This is a genomic window from Thiocystis violascens DSM 198, assembly GCF_000227745.2.
GTDB lineage: Bacteria > Pseudomonadota > Gammaproteobacteria > Chromatiales > Chromatiaceae > Chromatium > Chromatium violascens.
Map to the genome: position 1 here is coordinate 1,835,388 of NC_018012.1, position 17,673 is coordinate 1,853,060.

A 17,673-nucleotide genomic window follows, 5' to 3' on the forward strand; every position below is an offset into this window, starting at 1 on the left:
CAGGGAGTGCTCAGTCCGGTGACCGCGTTCGGTCGTCATGGAAGCGTCCACCGGAGACTGTTAATCTTCTCCTGATTGCGTGCGTCGCAAGCGTATGGTCTCGCGGATGCGACCATCCACGTCCCCCCATCAACCAACTTTGGATCATTGGTGTATGAGCAAGATCGCAATGGCGGCCATCCTGGCGCTGGGTCTCCTGGTCGGAATACTGATTCTGCAGGAAGTCGGTCGGCGGCTTGGCGAGCGGCATCTGGCGCGCGACCCCGAGAGCGCGCGCGCTGGAACGGGGGTCGTCGAAGGCGCGGTCTTCGCTTTGGTGGGATTGCTGATCGCCTTCACCTTCTCGGGCGCCGCCTCGCGTTTCGATCAGCGCCGGGACCTGATCGTGCAGGAGACGAATGCGATCGGGACGGCCTATCTGCGGCTCGATCTCTTGCCCGGCGACGCACGCTCTGCCCTCCAGGAGGATTTTCGCCGCTATATCGATGCCCGCCTGGATGCCTACCGGCAACTGCCGGACATTCAGGCGGCCTTGGCGGGTTTGACCAAGGCGACCGCATTGCAGAACAGGATCTGGACGCAGGTCGTGAGCGCGGGGCAGCGGCCGGACGCCGCGCCGGATGCAATCAAGCTGCTGCTGCCGGCGTTGAACGACATGATCGATATCACCACCACGCGCACGCTCGCGGCGCAGATGCACCCGCCGCTGGGCATCTATCTGATGCTGGTTGCGCTGGCCCTTGCCAGTGCCTTGCTCGCCGGTTACAGCATGGCTGGCGGCCGGTCGCGCAATTGGTTGCACATGGTCGTCTTTGCCGTGGTGATGGCCATGACTGTCTACATCATCATCGACATCGAGTTTCCGCGCCTGGGGATGATCCGGGTCGATGCCTTTGATCAGGCCCTCGTCGAGTTGCGCGCGACGATGACCTGAGTTGGGTGACTCTCTTCGGCATTTCGGCCTCTCGACCACAGCGACGAGACCCGAACGCTGGAAACCGTCGCTCCCTGTCCCGAACGACCATCGAGAGCCTGGCCTCACGCCTCGGCGAGTGCTACCTGCACGTGAAGGGTTTCGTCCACCTGCGCGAAGACGACGACCGACGCGATCTCTATCAGCAGATCGGCCCCCGTTGGTCGCTGGAGCCCATGGGCGACTGGAACGATGCGCCGGCCCGAACGCTGTGGTGATTGGACGTGTCGGGTGCAACCTTGACGGGGCGCCTGAGGTGCTCCGCGTATCGACTCGGGATTGCTGCGCTCAGGTGGGGATGGCCACCTTCAGCCGGATCATAAAAATGACTGGTTTGCAGCCACCCGGAGGCCGATCATCAGGGTCTGAGCGTCCGAGGCGGCTGACCGCCATCCGTGTCCCCTCTTGGCGGTTGAAGAGCCAATCGGCGAAGCAGCTTCAGCATCAATCATCACCCCCTTCACCGCAGATCATCCGGCGGCTGACTCGCACTCCCAGGGCAGAATATAACCCTGCCGCTGATGCTCGCCCGTGACCGCGCGGATGCCATAGACCTCCCGTAGATTCTCGCGCGTGAGAACCTCGCCCGGCGGGCCCAACGCGATCGGCTCGCCCCGATCCAGGAGCAGGAGCCGGTCGCAGAAGCGGCTCGCCAGGGTCAGGTCGTGGAGCACCAGGATCAGACTCCGTCCCTGCCGACACTGCTCGCGCAGGAGCGACATGACCCGGAGCTGGTGCCGGGGATCCAGCGCGGCGACCGGCTCGTCGGCCAGGATGAGCGGCGCCTCGACCGCGAGCACCCGGGCCAGACGGACCCGCGCGCGCTCGCCCCCGGACAGTTCGGTCACCCGGCGCTCGCGCAGATCCCAGACGTCGGTGGCCCGCAACGCGCCCTCGATCGCGTCCCGATCGTCCGTTCTCGGCGTACCGCCGCCCCGCCACCAGCTCCCGCGATAGGGATGGCGCCCGAGCGCGACCAGATCCTGGACCGAGATCGGCCACTGCACGCCGTCGTCCTGACTCAGATAGGCAAGCCGACGCGCGCGCTCGCGTGCCGGCAGGGCCGCCAGATCCCGTCCGCCGAGCCGGATCCGACCACGGTGCGGCAGAAGTTGCATGATCGCCTTGAGGACGCTGCTCTTGCCGGCGCCGTTGGGGCCGATGAGCCCAAGGAGTTCGCCCTCGCCCAGATCGAACGAGAGGTCATGCACCAGCGTCTTCCCGCCGAGACGGACATCGAGCCCGGCCACCTCGAAGCGCGTCACAGCATGTCCCTCCGCGAGCGCAGCACCAGTGCCAGGAAGAAGGGCGCGCCGATCAGGGCCGTCACCACCCCGAGCATCAGTTCCCTGGGGGTGTCGATGAGCCGCAGGGCAATATCGGCGCCGAGCACCAGCACCGCGCCGCCCAGTGCGCTGGGGAGGAGCAGACGGCCCGGCCGGTAGGCGACGAAGCGTCGCAACAGGTGCGGGACCACCAGGCCGACGAAGCCGATGGTGCCCGTCACCGCGACGGTGGCGCCGACGCTCAGGGCCGAGCCCAGGATAACGAGTCCGCGCAGCCGCGACAGGTCGACCCCGAGGCTGCTGGCCTCGGCCTCGCCGAGGGCGAGCACGTCGAGCGCTGGCGCGCACAGCAGCAGGAGCAGCAGACCGGCGAGCACGAAGGGCAGACAGAGCCGCACCTCCGCGAAGCTGCGATCGCTGATGGAGCCGAGCAGCCAGAGGACGATGTCCTGCACGTCGGTCGGATTGGGCGCCAGGTTCAGCGCGAGCGAGGTCAAGGCTCCCGCGAGCGACGCGAGCGCCACGCCGGCGAGGATGAGCGTGAGATTGGTCGAGCCGGCGCGGGTCAGTCCATGAAGCGTCAGGGTCGCAAGCAGGGCGAAGAGCATGGCGGCGGCGGGGAGCATCCAGGGACTGAGCGCGGTGACCCCGAAGTAGAGCATGAGGACCGCGCCGAGACTGGCACTGGACGAGATCCCGAGCAGACCGGGCTCGGCGAGCGGGTTGCGCAGCAGTCCCTGCAGCGCCGCGCCCGAGGCGCCCAGCGAGCTACCGACCAGCCAGGCCAGAACGACCCTGGGCAGTCGGATCTGACGCACGATCAATTGCGCTTCCTCCGATGCGGTGCCGAGCAGGCCTCCGATAACCTCCGCGAGCGAGAGCGGTGCGTCGCCGAAACACAGCGACACCAGACTGAGCAGGAGCAGCAGCGCCAGCAGCACCAGGTTCAGCGGCAGGGATGGCCGTCTGGATCCCAGCAGTGGCCAACGTCGGCGTCTCCGAGTCAAGCGGTCAGTCCTGGCCAGGGCGGGCGCGCCCCAGGCGGTCGAGCTGAGTCACGATCTGCTCGGCGGCATCGACCAGTTCCAGACCGCCACAGCCCCAGGTTCCGGTCGGGACGCTGATCGAGGGCGTCGCGTCCAGGATCGCCCGCAACAGCGGATGTCGGCCATAGGCCGAGTCCGCCGGGGATCGGGCCTGATCGAAGTACCCGAGCAGAAAGAGATCCGGCGGTGACCTCACCAGCCGTTCCAGCGGAAACCGGCCCCATCCGGTTTGACCTTGCTCGGCGGCCAGGTTGCGCAGACCGAGTCGGGTGATCAGATCGTCGACATAGGTTCCCTTCCCCGCCGTGCCGCCGCTCGGACGCAGATAGAGCAGACGGTCTGGACGCGTCCGGTCCGCCAGCGCCCGCATGCGTCGCTCCGCCTCGGCTGTTTTGATCTTGCCCACCTCGCCGCGCCCGATCTGGACCGCGATCCGGCGTGTCGTCTCCAGCGCATCGGACCAGTTCCTCGGATACGGGAGCGCGATGACCCGGGTGCCCTGACTGGCCAGCAGGTCGGCGTGCCGCCTGGCGGTCCAGCCCAGATAGACCAGGGCGATGTCCGGCTTCAGATAGAGCAGATCCTCGACACTGCCGCGATTCGCCGGATAGGCGTGAGCGGCCTCGGCGACCGGGGAGACCCTGGGATCCTGGCTCTGTCGCGAGAGCGAGAGGATCTGCCCAGGATCGGCGACGTTGAGCAGGATCAGATCGGCGCAGAGGTCCGTGCTGACGACGCTTGGCAGCGGCTCGGCGGCCTGGGTCGGCAGGGCGGAGAGACAGAGGATCGCGAGCAGACCCAGCAACGCGAATCGGAGCCTGGCGGGCGGGCGTGGGCGGTGGTTGAATTGCTCGCGCCTCCGCGTGAGATCGTCTTGGTTTACGCGGAGATAAGGAGACGCTGAGGGTTGGAGGTTGTTGACGATGCGACGAAGGCCCTCTTTGAGTGTCGCTGCGCCAAAATTGATGAGAAGACCGACTGGAAGATTCATCAAACGCAGGTAGGTGAGCAGTTGTTTGCCATGGACTGGCGCGAGCCTTTCCAGGGATTTGATCTCAACGATCACACGGCCATCCACGATCAAGTCAGTGCGGAATCCCTCCTCGAAGACCATCCCATCGTATTCGAAGCGAATGACCTTCTGTCGCTCGACGTGAACCCCCCGGCGCTCCAGCGCCCGTGCCATGACCGCTTCGTAAACGGACTCCAGAAGCCCAGGTCCGAGTTCCATGTGAATCTTCACGGCCGCATCGACGATGGCGCCGGTAATGTCATCCAACTCTCTCATCACTTCTTCCTCCGCGCACTCCGCGTCTCCGCGTGAACCCCTCCAACAAGCTAGCTGAGTGGCGTGCCATAACGGGCGAGGTCGATCGCGTAACCACCCGTGACTAGATAGGTCGCGGCGCACCGAGAACCCAGGCGACGCACCAGGTCGCCCAGCCGATCGCGGAACCGCCGCCCGACCGGATAGGCGGGAATCACGCCCCAGCCGGTCTCCTCCGCGACCAGGATGACCAGGGCCGATGACCGCGTCAGCACCTCGCGCAGCCGCGTGACGCGGGCCTGCCAGGCGATCTCGTCCAGTTCGACGAGATTCGCCACCCAGGTTCCGAGCGAGTCGATCAGCAGGCAGTGATCAGACCCCGCATGGGTCTCGATCACGGCCTCCAACTCGGTCGGCGCGCAGACCGTCAGCCACTCGGGCGGACGGCGGACGCGATGGGCCGCGATGCGCGCGGTCCAGTCGGCGTCGTCCGGATCCTCCCTGGCGGTCGCGACATAGATGACCGCGCGGCCCGAGTCGCGCGCCAGTCGTTCGGCCCACTCGCTCTTACCGCTGCGGGCCGGGCCGGTGACTAAGATGGCGGACGGTGCAGTCGATGGGTTTCGAGACGATGGGTTTCGCGGTGCTCTACCCATCCTACGAATCGTATCCCAGCACCGGGGATAGCCAGCGCTCGGCCTCGGCCAACGTCATGCCCTTGCGCTCGGCATAGTCCGTCACCTGGTCCTTTTGAATCTTGCCGGTGCCGAAATAGCGTGCCTGCGGATGCGAGAAGTACCAGCCGGAAACGGCGGCGGTCGGCAGCATGGCGAAGTTCTCGGTCAGGGTGAGACCGATGCGCCGGTCGGGCGCGAGCAGTTGCCAGAGGGTGCCCTTCTCGGTGTGATCCGGGCAAGCGGCATAGCCGGGCGCCGGGCGGATGCCTTCATAACGCTCGGCGATGAGCGCCTCGTTGCTCAGGGATTCGTCCGGGTTATGTCCCCAGTAACGGGTGCGCACCAGTTGGTGCAGACGCTCGGCCAGGGCCTCGGCGAGCCGGTCGGCGAGCGCCTTGAGCATGATAGCGCTGTAGTCGTCGTGGTCGGCCTCGAAGCGTGCCAGATGCGCCTCGATCCCGACTCCGGCGGTGAGGGCGAAAGCACCGAGGTAGTCCGGTCGACCCGTGGCGAGCGGGGCAACATAATCGGACAGACAGAGGTTGGGCTGATTGCGCTCGGCGCTGCGCACCATCTGTTGTCGCAGATGGCGCAGGGTCGCGAGGGGCGCGGCGCGGGTCTCGTCGGCATAGAGTGCGATGTCGTCGTCCCCGACCGCGTTGGCCGGGAAGAAGCCGATGACACAACGGGCCGTGACCCACCGCTCGCGCACCAGACGATCGAGGAACGTCTGGGCGTCGGCGAAGAGTTCGCGCGCCTCCTTGCCGACGACTGCGTCATCCAGGATCGCCGGGTATTTGCCCGCCAGCTCCCAGGCGTTGAAGAAGGGCGACCAGTCGATATAGCCGACCAGATCGGCGAGCGGAAAGTCGTCGATGACGCCGATCAGGCTGTCCCCTACCCGCTCGACCCTGAGTCCGAAGTCGTCCTCGACCGGGTGCGCGGGATCGAGCAGCCAGGGCCTGGGCGGCTGGTAGTCGGCCCAGTCGATCGGTACCCGGTTGGCGCGCGCGGCGGCGATGGGCATCGACTTGCGCCCCGAGTCCTTGCCCTCGCGCTCGGCGCGGACGCGGGCGTACTCCTCGCGGATCGAGGCGAGATAATCCCCGCGCAGCTCGTCGCTCAACAGATTGGAGGCGACGCCGACCGCCCGCGAGGCGTCCGGCACATAGATGACGGGCGCGCCGCGCTGGGGGGCGATCTTGATGGCGGTATGGACCTTGGAGGTGGTCGCGCCGCCGATCAGCAGCGGGATCTCCATCCCGAGCCGCGCCATCTCCCTGGCGACATGCACCATCTCGTCGAGCGAGGGGGTGATGAGACCGGAGAGCCCGACGATATCGACCTGCTCCTCCCGCGCCCGCTGGAGGATGGTGTCGGCCGAGACCATGACCCCGAGGTCGATGACCTCGTAGTTGTTGCACTGGAGCACCACGCCGACGATGTTCTTGCCGATGTCGTGCACGTCGCCCTTGACGGTGGCCATGAGGATGCGGCCGTTGTTGGTGCTGAGGTCGCCCGAGGCGGCCTTCTCGGCCTCCAGGAAGGGGAAGAGATAGGCCACGGATTTCTTCATGACCCGCGCCGACTTGACCACCTGCGGCAGGAACATCTTGCCCGCGCCGAAGAGGTCGCCGACATGGTTCATCCCGGCCATCAGCGGCCCCTCGATGACCAGCAGCGGACGCCCAAGCAGCACGCGCGCCTCCTCGGTGTCCTCGTCGATATAGTCGGTGATGCCCTTGACCAGCGCGTGCGTCAGGCGCTTCTCGACCGGCCAGCCGCGCCACTCCTGTTCCTCCGGGCGCGCCTCCTCCGCGCCATCGCCCTGGTATTTGGGCGCGATCTCCAGCAGCCGTTCGGTGGAGTCGTCGCGCCGGTTGAGGATGACGTCCTCGACCGCCTCGCGCAGCTCCGCCGGCAGGTCGTCATAAATGGCGAGCTGACCGGCGTTGACGATCCCCATGTCCATCCCGGCCTGGATGGCGTGATAGAGAAAGACCGCGTGGATCGCCTCGCGCACCGGGTTGTTGCCGCGGAAGGAGAAGGAGACGTTGGAGACGCCGCCCGAGACCTTGGCGTGGGGCAGCGTGCGTTTGATCTCGCGCGTGGCCTCGATGAAATCGACGGCGTAGTTGTTGTGCTCCTCGATGCCGGTGGCGACGGCGAAGATGTTGGGGTCGAAGATGATGTCCTCGGCCGGGAAACCGACCTGCTCGGTCAGAATCCTGTAAGCGCGGGTGCAGATCGCGATCTTGCGCGCCTGGGTGTCGGCCTGTCCGGCCTCGTCGAAGGCCATGACGATAACCGCCGCGCCATAGCGCCGGCACAGCCGCGCCTGGTGCAGGAACTTCTCCTCGCCCTCTTTCAGGGAGATGGAGTTGACGATGGGCTTGCCCTGGACGCACTTGAGCCCGGTCTCGATCACCTCCCACTTGGAGGAGTCGATCATCACCGGCACCCTGGCGATGTCCGGCTCGGCCGCGACCAGGTTGAGGAAGCGCCCCATGGCCGCGACCGCGTCCAGCAGCCCCTCGTCCATGTTGATGTCGATAACCTGGGCGCCGCTTTCGACCTGCTCCAGGGCGACGCTGAGCGCGGTGTCGTAGTCGCCCTCCTTGATCAGCCGCTTGAAGCGCGCCGAACCGGTGACGTTGGTGCGCTCGCCGACGTTCACGAAGAGCGACTCGGCGCCGATATTGAAGGGCTCCAGACCCGAGAGCCGGCAGGCCGGTGCGAGGCTCGGCAGCGGGCGCGGAGCCAGGCCGGAGACCGCCCCGGCCATGGCGCGGATGTGGTCGGGCGTGGTGCCGCAGCAGCCGCCAACGATGTTGAGAAAGCCGCTGCGCGCCCAGTCCGCGACCTCTTTCGCCATCTCCTCCGGCCCCAGGTCATAGCCGCCAAGATCGTTCGGCAGCCCGGCGTTGGGATGGGTGGAGACGCGGCACTCGCTGATGCGCGCCAGTTCCTCGACATACTGGCGCAATTCATAGGGTCCGAGCGCGCAGTTCAAACCGATGCTGATCGGCTCGGCATGGCGCAGCGAATTGTAAAACGCCTCGGTCGTCTGGCCGGTCAGGGTCCGACCCGATTGGTCGGTGATGGTGCCCGAGAGCATGATCGGACGCTCGATGCCGTCCTCGTCGAACACCTGCCTGACCGCGAAGATGGCCGCCTTGGCGTTCAGGGTGTCGAAGATGGTCTCGATCAGAATGATGTCCGCCCCGCCCTCGATCAGACCCCGCGTGGATTCTTTGTAGGAAGCCACCAGGGTATCGAAGTCGATATTGCGGAACCCCGGATCGTTGACGTCCGGCGAGATGGAGGCGGTGCGATTGGTCGGACCCAGCACCCCGGCGACGAAGCGCGGCTTCTCGGGGGTAGCGTAGGCGTCCGCGCAGCTCCGGGCCAGCCGGGCGGCGGCGACGTTGATCTCATGGGCTAGGGCTTCCATGCCGTAATCGGCCATGGAGACGCGGGTCGCGTTGAAGCTGTTGGTCTCGACGATGTCCGCGCCGGCCTCAAGATACTGGCGATGGATGCCGCCGATGACCTCGGGGCGGGTCAGCGTCAGCAGATCGTTGTTGCCCTTGAGATCGCTCGGCCAGTCCGCGAAGCGCTCGCCGCGATAATCGGCCTCGGTCAGGCCATGGCGCTGGATCATGGTGCCCATGGCGCCGTCGAGGATGAGGATGGAGCGTTCGAGACGCTCGCGCAGGCGGGAGGCTGAATCGGACATGGGTACTCGCGGATGTTGGATCTGGACGGAAGCGTCTCGTCGAAGACGACCGGCGGCGGTCGACGGGACGCGCGGAAGTCGTGTCTAGCGCTCTCGTCGAAAAGGGCGATAGCGCTCGCTCTGTTCGTGCCCGTCCCAGACCCGAGGCTGCTCCAGCCATTTCTGAATGAAGGCCCAGGAGGCGCGATAGCCGTCGTGCGGGAGCCGGCAGTCGGAGCAGTCCTTGCGTCGGAGTCCGTGTTTGTCCGTATAGACCCGATAGGGTCCGGGGCAGTCGTAAGCGATCAGTGGACAATAGCAGAAAAGACAGTTGAATTCTCGCCTGACCCCTTGATGGCAGGGATAAAAGGGGCATTCCCGATTGGTGAAGCCCTTGAAGGATTCGTTGCTGGTGCTGTCCTTGGGTTGCATGGCGTCTGAACTGAAAATCTCGTTGAGGGTTCTTCGGATTCGAGAGCAGTCGATCTCAAAGCGGGATGGCTCCGATGTTCTTTTTCAAGAGGGCCTGCATACGCGGTCGACCAGCAGCCGAGGTTTCGAAGCGCAATCCAGTACGATAGATCTCAGGCAGAAACAACCGCTCCTCACCCAATTTACCGTCGAGGTCTTCGTAGATCACCCCGATTTCCTGCAATGCGCTCAACAGGGTGGTGTCGAGTTTTGCCTGCTGCATGCTGAAGGGAACCTTGAGGTTTCGGATGCCTTCTTGCTCCATCAGCTCCGCCCATTTTCGCAAGGATGCAATCTCCGTCTTCGCCTCGGTCACCTTCTCGATGCTGCAAAGTGGAATAGCCTTGCGCAGGGACTCCGGCGCCAGGACGCGATCGGGCCATGTTTGCCCGATCCGCTCTGATTCCAAATCTGCCGCAATCCTCAGGAAGCGAACGAGATCACGCGCCTGAACGTTTCCCTTCAAGTCACACAGTGCGGCATAGACCCAGCGCGCAGAATGGGCCTCTTTGGATTTCTCGTTGCCGAGTTTTTTACCCCACAACCTCTCCAGCTTGTCTTTTAGCTGCTCAATGCGCAAAGACTCAGCCAGCTTGAGATCGCCCTCATTGATCCCGGCCTGGCAGCTCAACATGAAGGCTAGGCGCAGGAAGCTCTCAGGGTTCCATTGCAAACGGAAAGGCTGGAAACGCTGCAGCAACTGACCCAGATTTTGACGGATCGTGGCCTGCACATAATCCGCGCGCACAAACACCACGGCGCCGATGTGGCGATTATTCAGTTCACTGACGCGATTGGGCAGCCGCAACAGTGCCTCGATGGCTTCCGAAGCGCGACCCTCGGTGGCATCCTTGAACGCATCCTCAATACCATCAAACACGAAAACCACTCGCACTTCGTTTGCAGCCAAGAACTGATTCAGCGCTTGTAGGCCGCCTTCCGTGATATCCAATTGCCGGGCGATAAGGCCGTCCCAAAAATCTTCCCAATGATTAGGCGGATGCTGGAGCGCCTCTTTAATCTCTCTTTGAACAGCGCTGTCACTCAACAAGAGCTGTTTGTTAACTTGAATTGAATCAAGGACCGACCCCTGCGCTCCTTTGATCTCTCCATCCGATCTGTCTTCGATATTGCTGGACCAGAGCACAGGAAAAATCCCGGCATCTATCAGACCACTCGCATCGAAGCCCAGCGTTTTCAGGAAAATTTGCCATGAACGCGCTCGAACCACCTGCCGGAAAGTAAAGGTCTTTCCGGAACCTTTGGCGCCAATCATCAGCAGATTGGGCAGTTCTCTTGCGTAGTGTTTTCCTAAATTGAGAAGGGGTTCGGTCGCCAGGATCTCGCTCGTGTCGCTGCTGTCCGCAAACTCCGCGGCCTTGCACACCTCGTGAAGCCTGCGCGCCTGGTCTTGCCGCGAAGACGTATTTTGGCTGATCGCGGTGCCTTGGTTGGTTGATCGTAACGGTATGGGGGCGGCATAGAGTGCCTTAGCCCATTCAGTTGCACTGGCAGACAAGCGGCTGGATTGAGGCAGGGTGTCCAGCGCCTCTCGCATGGAGGCAATGGACATCAAGGTGCTCAGAAACTCTGCCTCCAGCCACTGGATTCCCGGCGTCAATGCATCATCCGTGTCGGCAGTGGGATAGGCTTCGCCCAGCACTCTCAAAGCCTGTTCGTAGTGGCCTGCATCGCGCAGTTCTTTGGTCAGAAGACTCAACACGACCGTGGGACGTGCGGCGTTCTGCCGCTCCGCGGGCAACTGGCGGTTGAAGGCATACAAGCGACGCAGCACCTCCGCCATACCCTGTACGGATTGCGGCGCCACCGTGCTGACAAGGAAGTGATCCACCCGAGGGTCAAACAGAATCGGACTGGCTAGTTCGCTTAGGCCAGCTCTCAGATCGATGAACACGGCATCCACGCCCAGACGCTGCCCCAGGGCGTGCAGATGATCCGTCAACTGCCATGGGTTGGATGGGTTGCGAGCCAGATGTTCGGGCACCACCGGCATGTCCTGGATTTCGAGCAAATCCAGCGCGGCGGGCAACACAAACAACTCGCGTTGCACCCCTCCCACGTTCAAGGACGTCTTGCGCAACTCTTGTGCAAAGAACTCGAGCGTGGCGTCCAGGTCGGCGGGCGGATAATGCAATGCCTCCAAGAGTTGCACGAAGGACACGGTGGGCCGATTGCCCTCATCGAGCCAAAAGCTGACGCCGGGAGCTTCCAGATCGGCATCCACGACGAGGACTTTCTTGGATCCCTGACTTGGGTCTTGCATGCAGGCGGCCACATAGGTCATCAGTGTGCTGGTGCGCCCAACACCGCCCTTGAATGAATGGAAAGAGACCAACTCAGGCCCGTTTGTCCAGTCTTTCGGGGCGTTTGCCAATGGCCGGACCTCCAGCGCTGCGATCGCACCGACTTCAACCTCATTTGTATCGGCGGGCAGATAGGTGACATCGCGCCAGAGTGGATAATTTTGTCCCATGGCAAGCGCCGTAGCCGCGTCTTCCTGAACCAGATCGACTGGGTAGGTGGTCTGCCCGATACGCAGACGGATAGCTCGCGGCTCGCGCTGGTAGGCGTGGCCAAAGAGATCGCCGAGCCAAGTGTCCACCTGTGAGGGGTCGGCGGCGTGGCGAATCTCCATGCCATCGGCAAAACAGTCCACCCCCTGAATGCCCTCGGGCAGCCGGATCCACAAGGTGGTTTGCTGTTTGAGCGCCCGCTCCACGTCCAGCCATGTCAGCAAGCGTTCGATGGCTACGGCACGCAGACTCATTTGAGTTCTCCTTGAATCCAGTTCAGCACCCGCTGCAACTGGTCTTCGCAATCCTGGTCGGTGGGCGAAGCGCATTCGCCGCCATAACGCCAGGCCTGATGCAGAATGCTGACACCACCGTTCCGAGGTTGGTCGTTGCCGTTTCGGATCACTGGCTGGAGCTGCAAGTTCTCTGGCAAGGACAGACTTGCGCCCACCCTCAGATCCTTGAGCAGTTGCCGCAAGTTATGACCTTTATCGTCAATATCATCGCAATCAAACAGATCACGGCTTTGCCGCTTGAGCCAAACGGCCTTTAGGCCGCACTCCACGGCATAGAAAAGCAGCAGTCGGTGCGGATTTTTGCGTGCAACACCGTTCGACGGAGCGGCGATGGCCGATAACTCACGCCAAGCGCGTCTTAGCTCTCGGTTAGTGAACGGGATCCCGCTCATGGCAATCCCTCTTCGTAGTCAGTCACAGCGAGAGCACGGGCATCTTCCGGCGGGAAGGCTTCATCGAGCGCCGCCTTGGCGAAAAACTGGCTGCCCTAGCGGGCCAGCTTCAACAACGCATCCAGATCCAGGCAGGCCTCGCAGTGATCGGCCAGGTCGTCCAGCGCGGCCTCGACCCTGGCCTCGAAGTCGATTCGGGCGGCTTGCGCCCCGACCTGTTCCAGCCAGTGCGCGCGAAAGGCGTCCGCGCCGAAGATGCCGTGCAGATAGCCGCCCATGACCCGCCCGTCGGCGGTCATGGCGCCTTCGGGACGCGCCTCGCCCGCGCCGTCGTCGAGCACCAGCCAGGGACGCTCCAGTCCGACGCCAGTGGTGCGCCCCATGTGCATCTCATAACCGGTGATCCGGCAGCCGCTGCGCTGCTCTTGGCCGTCCATCTCGATCAGCCGCTTGTCGCCGCCGATCTCGGTCTCGATGTCCAGGAGTCCCAGCCCGGGCGTCTCGCCCGGCTCGCCCTCGATGCCCAGAGGATCGCGCACGACGCGGCCAAGCATCTGGAAACCGGCGCAGAGCCCGACCACGCGCCCGCCTCGGCGAACGTGAGCCAGGATGTCGATGTCCCAGCCCTCGCGGCGCAGCACGTCAAGATCGGCGCGGGTGGCCTTGGAACCGGGCAGGATGACCACGTCGGTCTCGGCCGGGATCGGATGACCGGGGTTGATCCAGCGCAGGTTGACGCTGGGCTCGGCGGCGAGCGGATCCATGTCGTCGAAATTGGCCACCCGCGACAGACGCGGAATGGCCACGTTGAGCGTCCCGCCGCTGGTCTCGGCGGGACGCTCCAGCGCGAGCGAATCCTCGGCCGGCAGCCGGTCGGCACCCTCGAACCAGCGCACCATGCCGACGAAGGGCCAGCCGGTGTGCTCGGTGATGGTCTCGCAGGCCGGCTCGAAGAGCGAGAAGTCGCCCCGGAATTTGTTGACGATGTAGCCCACCACCCGATCTCGATCCGGCTGATCGAGCAACAGCCAGGTGCCGACCAGCGAGGCCATGGTGCCGCCTTTGTCCAGGTCGCCGACGACGACCACCGGCGCCCCGGCGCGCTCGGCGAAGTGCATGTTGGTGATGTCGCTCTTGCGCAGATAGACCTCGGCGCCGCTGCCCGCGCCCTCGATCAGCACCAGATCGGCCTCGGCGCACAGCCGCTCGAAGCTGTCCATCACGGCCGGCATCAAGCCATGGCGCATCTCGTGATAGACCCGCGCCGGGCAGTTGCCGAGCGCGCGCCCGCGCAGCACCACCTGCGAACCGATATTGGTCTGCGGCTTCAGCAGCACCGGGTTCATGTGGATGGAGGGCGGAACGCCGCAGGCCCGTGCCTGGAGCGCCTGCGCACGTCCGATCTCGCCGCGCGGCAACTCACCGTCAGGCCCCGGCATGGCGTCGGTATCGATGGTGACCGCCGCGTTGTTGCTCATGTTCTGCGCCTTGAACGGACGTACCGCCAGCCCGCGCCGGGAGAAGGCGCGGCAGAGCCCCGCCACCAACAGGCTCTTGCCCACATCCGAGGCGGTCCCCTGGATCATCAGCACGCGCGCGCGACGCGGGCCGCTGTCACGGAGCGGCGGCAGGTCGATCTGGATGGTCGGAACGGTATCGGGCATTGAGGCATCTCGGGTTTTGGATAGATCGGGGCGGAGCGATCGCGGGCGGGGCCGCCGGTCGCCGCCCCAGATCAGAAAGTGCCCATCAACGGTTTCCCCATTTGAGCGGCACTGTCCGGCGCCCTCGGGAAGCAGAAAATGGACGGTTGCTGAATGACGATCTCACGCGGAGCACGCCGAGAGACGGCCATCGGGATGTCCCCTGGATGCCGCCCCCATCATTCATCATCCTTTTCTCCGCGTACTCCGCGTGAAACTTGGAAAGTGTCCATCAACTGTTTCCCAACTACAGCGCGCCAACAAAAACGCCCCCACGAGGCGGGGGCGCGATGCAGTGGCATTCGATCCGGCCGGCGGCCGGGTCAGCGCGGGATCAGGCCTCTTGGACGGCCTGCGCCTTGGCCTTGGGCACCGTTGGCACGGAGACGAAGACCTCGTTCTCGGGCAACTGCTGCGTGCCACCACCGCCGCAACCCCCCGGCTTGCAGCTCGTGGCGGTCGCGTTGCCGCTGAACTCGTCCATCAGCAAGCCGCCGCCACCGCAGGCCTGCGGCGCCATGCCGACCGCACTCACCGCCGGACGCTTGGCGGCGGGCGCCTTCTTCCAGGCGTTGTGATCCGGCTCGACGATCTTGGACCGGGTCTTGTCGTAGTCGAACCGGATGAATTTCTTGAACGTGGGCCCCCAGTAATTCTGCTTGCCCAACTGATAGAAGCGACGCTCCATGGCGCTCTTGAGGAAAGCCTTGATACAACCGAGCAGATAACGACGACGGAACGGATCCTTCACCCAGGGATACTGAAAGAGCATCTTCCGCATGTAGAAGCGCCGATAGTTGGCCATGACCCCGTCGAGCAGCTCGGCGCGGTCGATGTTGTCGGGCTTCATGATCGGCGAGACGAAGTTGTACTTGGAGTAGTCGAAGACCTCGACCTTGTCGCCCAGCTCGGTGAACATGTCGGAGAAGGGCCAGGGAGTGTACATCGACCAGTTGGCCATGTCCGCGCCCCAGTCCATGACCATCCGATAGGTCTCCTCCAGGGTCTCGCGGGTCTCGTTTTCGAGGCCGACGATGAACTGCGCCTCGGTCACGATGCCGTTCTGCTGCAGGAGCTGAATGGCGCGCTTGTTCTGCTCGATCGTGGTCTCCTTGACGAAGCGGTCGAGGTTGAGCTGAGCGGCGGCCTCGGTGCCAAGCGAGATGTGTACAAGACCGGCCTTGCGGTAGAAGGGCAGCAGATCCTCGTCGCGCATCACGTCGGTGACACGGGTGTTGATGCCCCAGTGGATGCCGAGGTCGCGGTCGATCAGTTCCTGACAGAACTCGACGAACTTCGCCTTGTTGATCTGCGGCTCTTCGTCGGCGAGGATGAAAAAGCCGATGCCATGGACCTTTACCAGCTCCTCGATCTCGTCGACCATGCGCTTGGGATCGCGCACGCGATAGTCGCGCCAGAATTTCCACTGCGAGCAGAAGCTACAGGTGAAGGGACAGCCGCGCGCCATGTTGGGCGTGGCGACCGGCACGCCGAGCGGGATATAGATGTACTTCTTCCACTCCAGAACGCCCCAGTCCGGCCAGATGGAATCGACGTCCTTGATGGAGGGTTCCGCCGGCGTGGCGAACGCCTGCTGATTTTCGTCCAGATAGGCGATGCCCTGGATCTTCCCGCGCTCGGCCGGCCAACGGCCCTCGTCGATGCAGCGCACGAGATTGAGGGTGACGGCCTCGCCCTCGCCACGCACGATGACGTCGATCCAGGGGGCCTCGGACAGCACCTGCTTGTACATGAAGGTGCCATGGATACCGCCGAGCACGGTGATGGCGTTGGGACATTCCTCCCTGGCGATCTGCAACACGCGCTGCGCGGTGTAGATCATGGGCGTCATGGCCGTGGTCGCGACGATGTCGGCCTTGGCTTCGCGGATGGCGACGCGCAGTTGATCGTCATCCAGTTTGTCCACCAGGGCGTCGACGAACTGATAGTCCTGGTAGCCGCCCGCTTTCAGATAGCCCGCGATATAGGCGACCCAGGCCGGCGACCAGTTACCGGCGATATCGGCGGCACCGGCGCTATAGTTTGGGTGGACAAAAAGGATACGCATTGTCAGCTCCGGAGTTAGCAAGAACAGTCGACCAGGGACGTCCTTGGAGACGATGGCCACTCAGAGGCCGCAGGGTGGGAGAATGCATCAGTCTCACCGACGCGAGCAACCTCAATTTCAAGGGATATTGACCGTGATCCGTGACGAACGGAAATTTTTCGCTTCCGAATTGTCGCATTGCCCGAAGAGCTTACCTTCAGCAGGCAAATGGTGGAGATTCAAGCTGTGAATCATACCAACGACTCGCTAGAATCGCCATTGATCGCGTCCCGGAGTCCAGGAACGCCAATACCCCATGATTTGATCGACCAGCTCTCCACGAGGGCATGGGCGCACTCGCAACAGACGGATATTAAAAAGATTTAACGCGAATTAATGGCTTAGATGAAGAAACTCTATTTGATCGGCATGGGCCCGGGCGGCCATCAGTATCTGACGATCCAGGCGATCGAGACGCTCAAGCAGGTCGACGTCTTCTTCATGCTGGAGAAGGAGGGTCGCGGCAAGGAGGATCTGTTGCGGATGCGCCAGGACATCCTAAGCCACTATTTGGGTGACACGGGTTACCGCGTGGTCACGGCGACCAGTCCGGCCCGGCGCATGGACGCCGCAGGCTACAAGGAAGGTGTCCAGAGCTGGCACGACGAGAAGCGCGCCCTCTTTGAGGGACTGATCGCCGACGAACTGGCGGATGGCCAAAACGGCGCACTGCTGCTCTGGGGCGATCCATCGCTCTATGACCAAACGGTCTCGCTGATCGCCGACCTGACCGCCCGCTCGGATGGCGCCCTCGATTTCGAGATCATTCCCGGAATCACCTCGGTCCAGGTGTTGACCGCCAGGCACAAGATCCCGCTCAACCGCGTCGGCGAGAACATCACCATCACCACGGGCCGCCACGTCGAGACCTGCGATCCGGCCGAGATCGACAACGCCGTGGTGATGCTCGACTACAATGCCTCCTTCCAGCGCTACACGGGACAGAACATGGACATCTACTGGGGCGGTTATCTGGGCTGTCCCGACGAGGTTCTGGTCGCCGGCCCGGTGGACGATGTCCTTGCCGACCTGCTGCAAACCAAGTCCGAGGTCAGGGACGCGAAAGGCTGGCTGATGGACATCTATCTCCTGCGACGCAGAAAAAGCGGCGAGATCTGATCCGGCGCGACTGCCGGCGAGTCGGCGGCGCGCCCGGCCCACGACGGCGTCCGGACCGGTAGGCATCTCTTGCCAGTGGCCGGC

At 63.8% G+C, this 17,673-nt stretch carries 13 protein-coding genes and 1 pseudogene; 3 read left to right on the forward strand and 11 right to left on the reverse strand.

Features of this window, described 5'->3' with window-relative positions; all coding sequences use genetic code 11:
• The first annotated feature begins 154 nt into the window (after window positions 1–154).
• The gene (locus THIVI_RS08210) at window positions 155–934 is read left to right on the forward strand and encodes a bestrophin-like domain (RefSeq protein WP_014778134.1); all 780 of its coding nucleotides are present in this window, start codon (window positions 155–157) and stop codon (window positions 932–934) included.
• Between the two features lie 5 nt (window positions 935–939).
• Window positions 940–1,191, forward strand: a complete 252-nt coding sequence (locus THIVI_RS23545) for a GTP-binding protein (protein ID WP_157174410.1) — start codon at window positions 940–942, stop codon at window positions 1,189–1,191.
• 252 nt (window positions 1,192–1,443) lie between these two features.
• Here the strand turns inward: THIVI_RS23545 and THIVI_RS08215 are convergent, their stop codons facing one another.
• From THIVI_RS08215 to bchE, 11 genes and pseudogenes are all read right to left on the reverse strand, one after another.
• Window positions 1,444–2,238: an ABC transporter ATP-binding protein gene (locus THIVI_RS08215; protein WP_014778135.1), complete on the reverse strand. Its 795-nt coding sequence runs from the start codon at window positions 2,236–2,238 to the stop codon at window positions 1,444–1,446.
• Entirely contained in the window at window positions 2,235–3,266 is a 1,032-nt protein-coding gene (locus THIVI_RS08220; RefSeq protein WP_014778136.1) for a FecCD family ABC transporter permease, read from the reverse strand. Before THIVI_RS08220 ends, THIVI_RS08215 begins: the two co-directional genes overlap by 4 nt.
• Before the next feature lie 4 nt (window positions 3,267–3,270).
• Window positions 3,271–4,110 (reverse strand): ABC transporter substrate-binding protein, encoded by an 840-nt coding sequence (locus THIVI_RS08225; RefSeq protein ID WP_083845818.1) that lies wholly within the window; start codon window positions 4,108–4,110, stop codon window positions 3,271–3,273.
• Window positions 4,111–4,284: 174 nt separating this feature from the next.
• Window positions 4,285–4,593: pseudogene (locus tag THIVI_RS25650) on the reverse strand (GxxExxY protein); the annotation flags it as partial.
• Between the two features lie 50 nt (window positions 4,594–4,643).
• Window positions 4,644–5,228, reverse strand: a complete 585-nt coding sequence (gene cobU, locus THIVI_RS08235) for a bifunctional adenosylcobinamide kinase/adenosylcobinamide-phosphate guanylyltransferase (protein ID WP_014778138.1) — start codon at window positions 5,226–5,228, stop codon at window positions 4,644–4,646.
• A gap of 1 nt (window position 5,229) precedes the next feature.
• Entirely contained in the window at window positions 5,230–8,988 is a 3,759-nt protein-coding gene (gene metH / locus THIVI_RS08240; protein ID WP_014778139.1) for a methionine synthase, read from the reverse strand.
• An 84-nt stretch (window positions 8,989–9,072) separates the two neighbouring features.
• Window positions 9,073–9,399, reverse strand: coding sequence for a cysteine-rich small domain-containing protein (locus tag THIVI_RS08245; RefSeq protein ID WP_014778140.1), 327 nt, complete (start codon window positions 9,397–9,399; stop codon window positions 9,073–9,075).
• Window positions 9,400–9,454: 55 nt separating this feature from the next.
• Window positions 9,455–12,226 (reverse strand): KGGVGR-motif variant AAA ATPase, encoded by a 2,772-nt coding sequence (locus THIVI_RS08250; protein WP_014778141.1) that lies wholly within the window; start codon window positions 12,224–12,226, stop codon window positions 9,455–9,457.
• The gene (locus tag THIVI_RS08255) at window positions 12,223–12,660 is read right to left on the reverse strand and encodes a hypothetical protein (protein WP_014778142.1); all 438 of its coding nucleotides are present in this window, start codon (window positions 12,658–12,660) and stop codon (window positions 12,223–12,225) included. Before THIVI_RS08255 ends, THIVI_RS08250 begins: the two co-directional genes overlap by 4 nt.
• A gap of 95 nt (window positions 12,661–12,755) precedes the next feature.
• The gene (locus THIVI_RS08260) at window positions 12,756–14,324 is read right to left on the reverse strand and encodes a cobyric acid synthase (protein ID WP_014778143.1); all 1,569 of its coding nucleotides are present in this window, start codon (window positions 14,322–14,324) and stop codon (window positions 12,756–12,758) included.
• A 373-nt stretch (window positions 14,325–14,697) separates the two neighbouring features.
• Window positions 14,698–16,431 carry a magnesium-protoporphyrin IX monomethyl ester anaerobic oxidative cyclase gene (bchE, locus tag THIVI_RS08265; protein ID WP_014778144.1) on the reverse strand — a complete coding sequence of 578 codons (1,734 nt, stop codon included), beginning with the start codon at window positions 16,429–16,431 and terminating at the stop codon, window positions 14,698–14,700.
• 384 nt (window positions 16,432–16,815) lie between these two features.
• On the opposite strand from bchE, the gene cobF reads away from it, so the two are divergent.
• Window positions 16,816–17,589 carry a precorrin-6A synthase (deacetylating) gene (gene cobF, locus THIVI_RS08270; protein ID WP_014778145.1) on the forward strand — a complete coding sequence of 258 codons (774 nt, stop codon included), beginning with the start codon at window positions 16,816–16,818 and terminating at the stop codon, window positions 17,587–17,589.
• The last annotated feature ends 84 nt before the right edge of the window (window positions 17,590–17,673 follow it).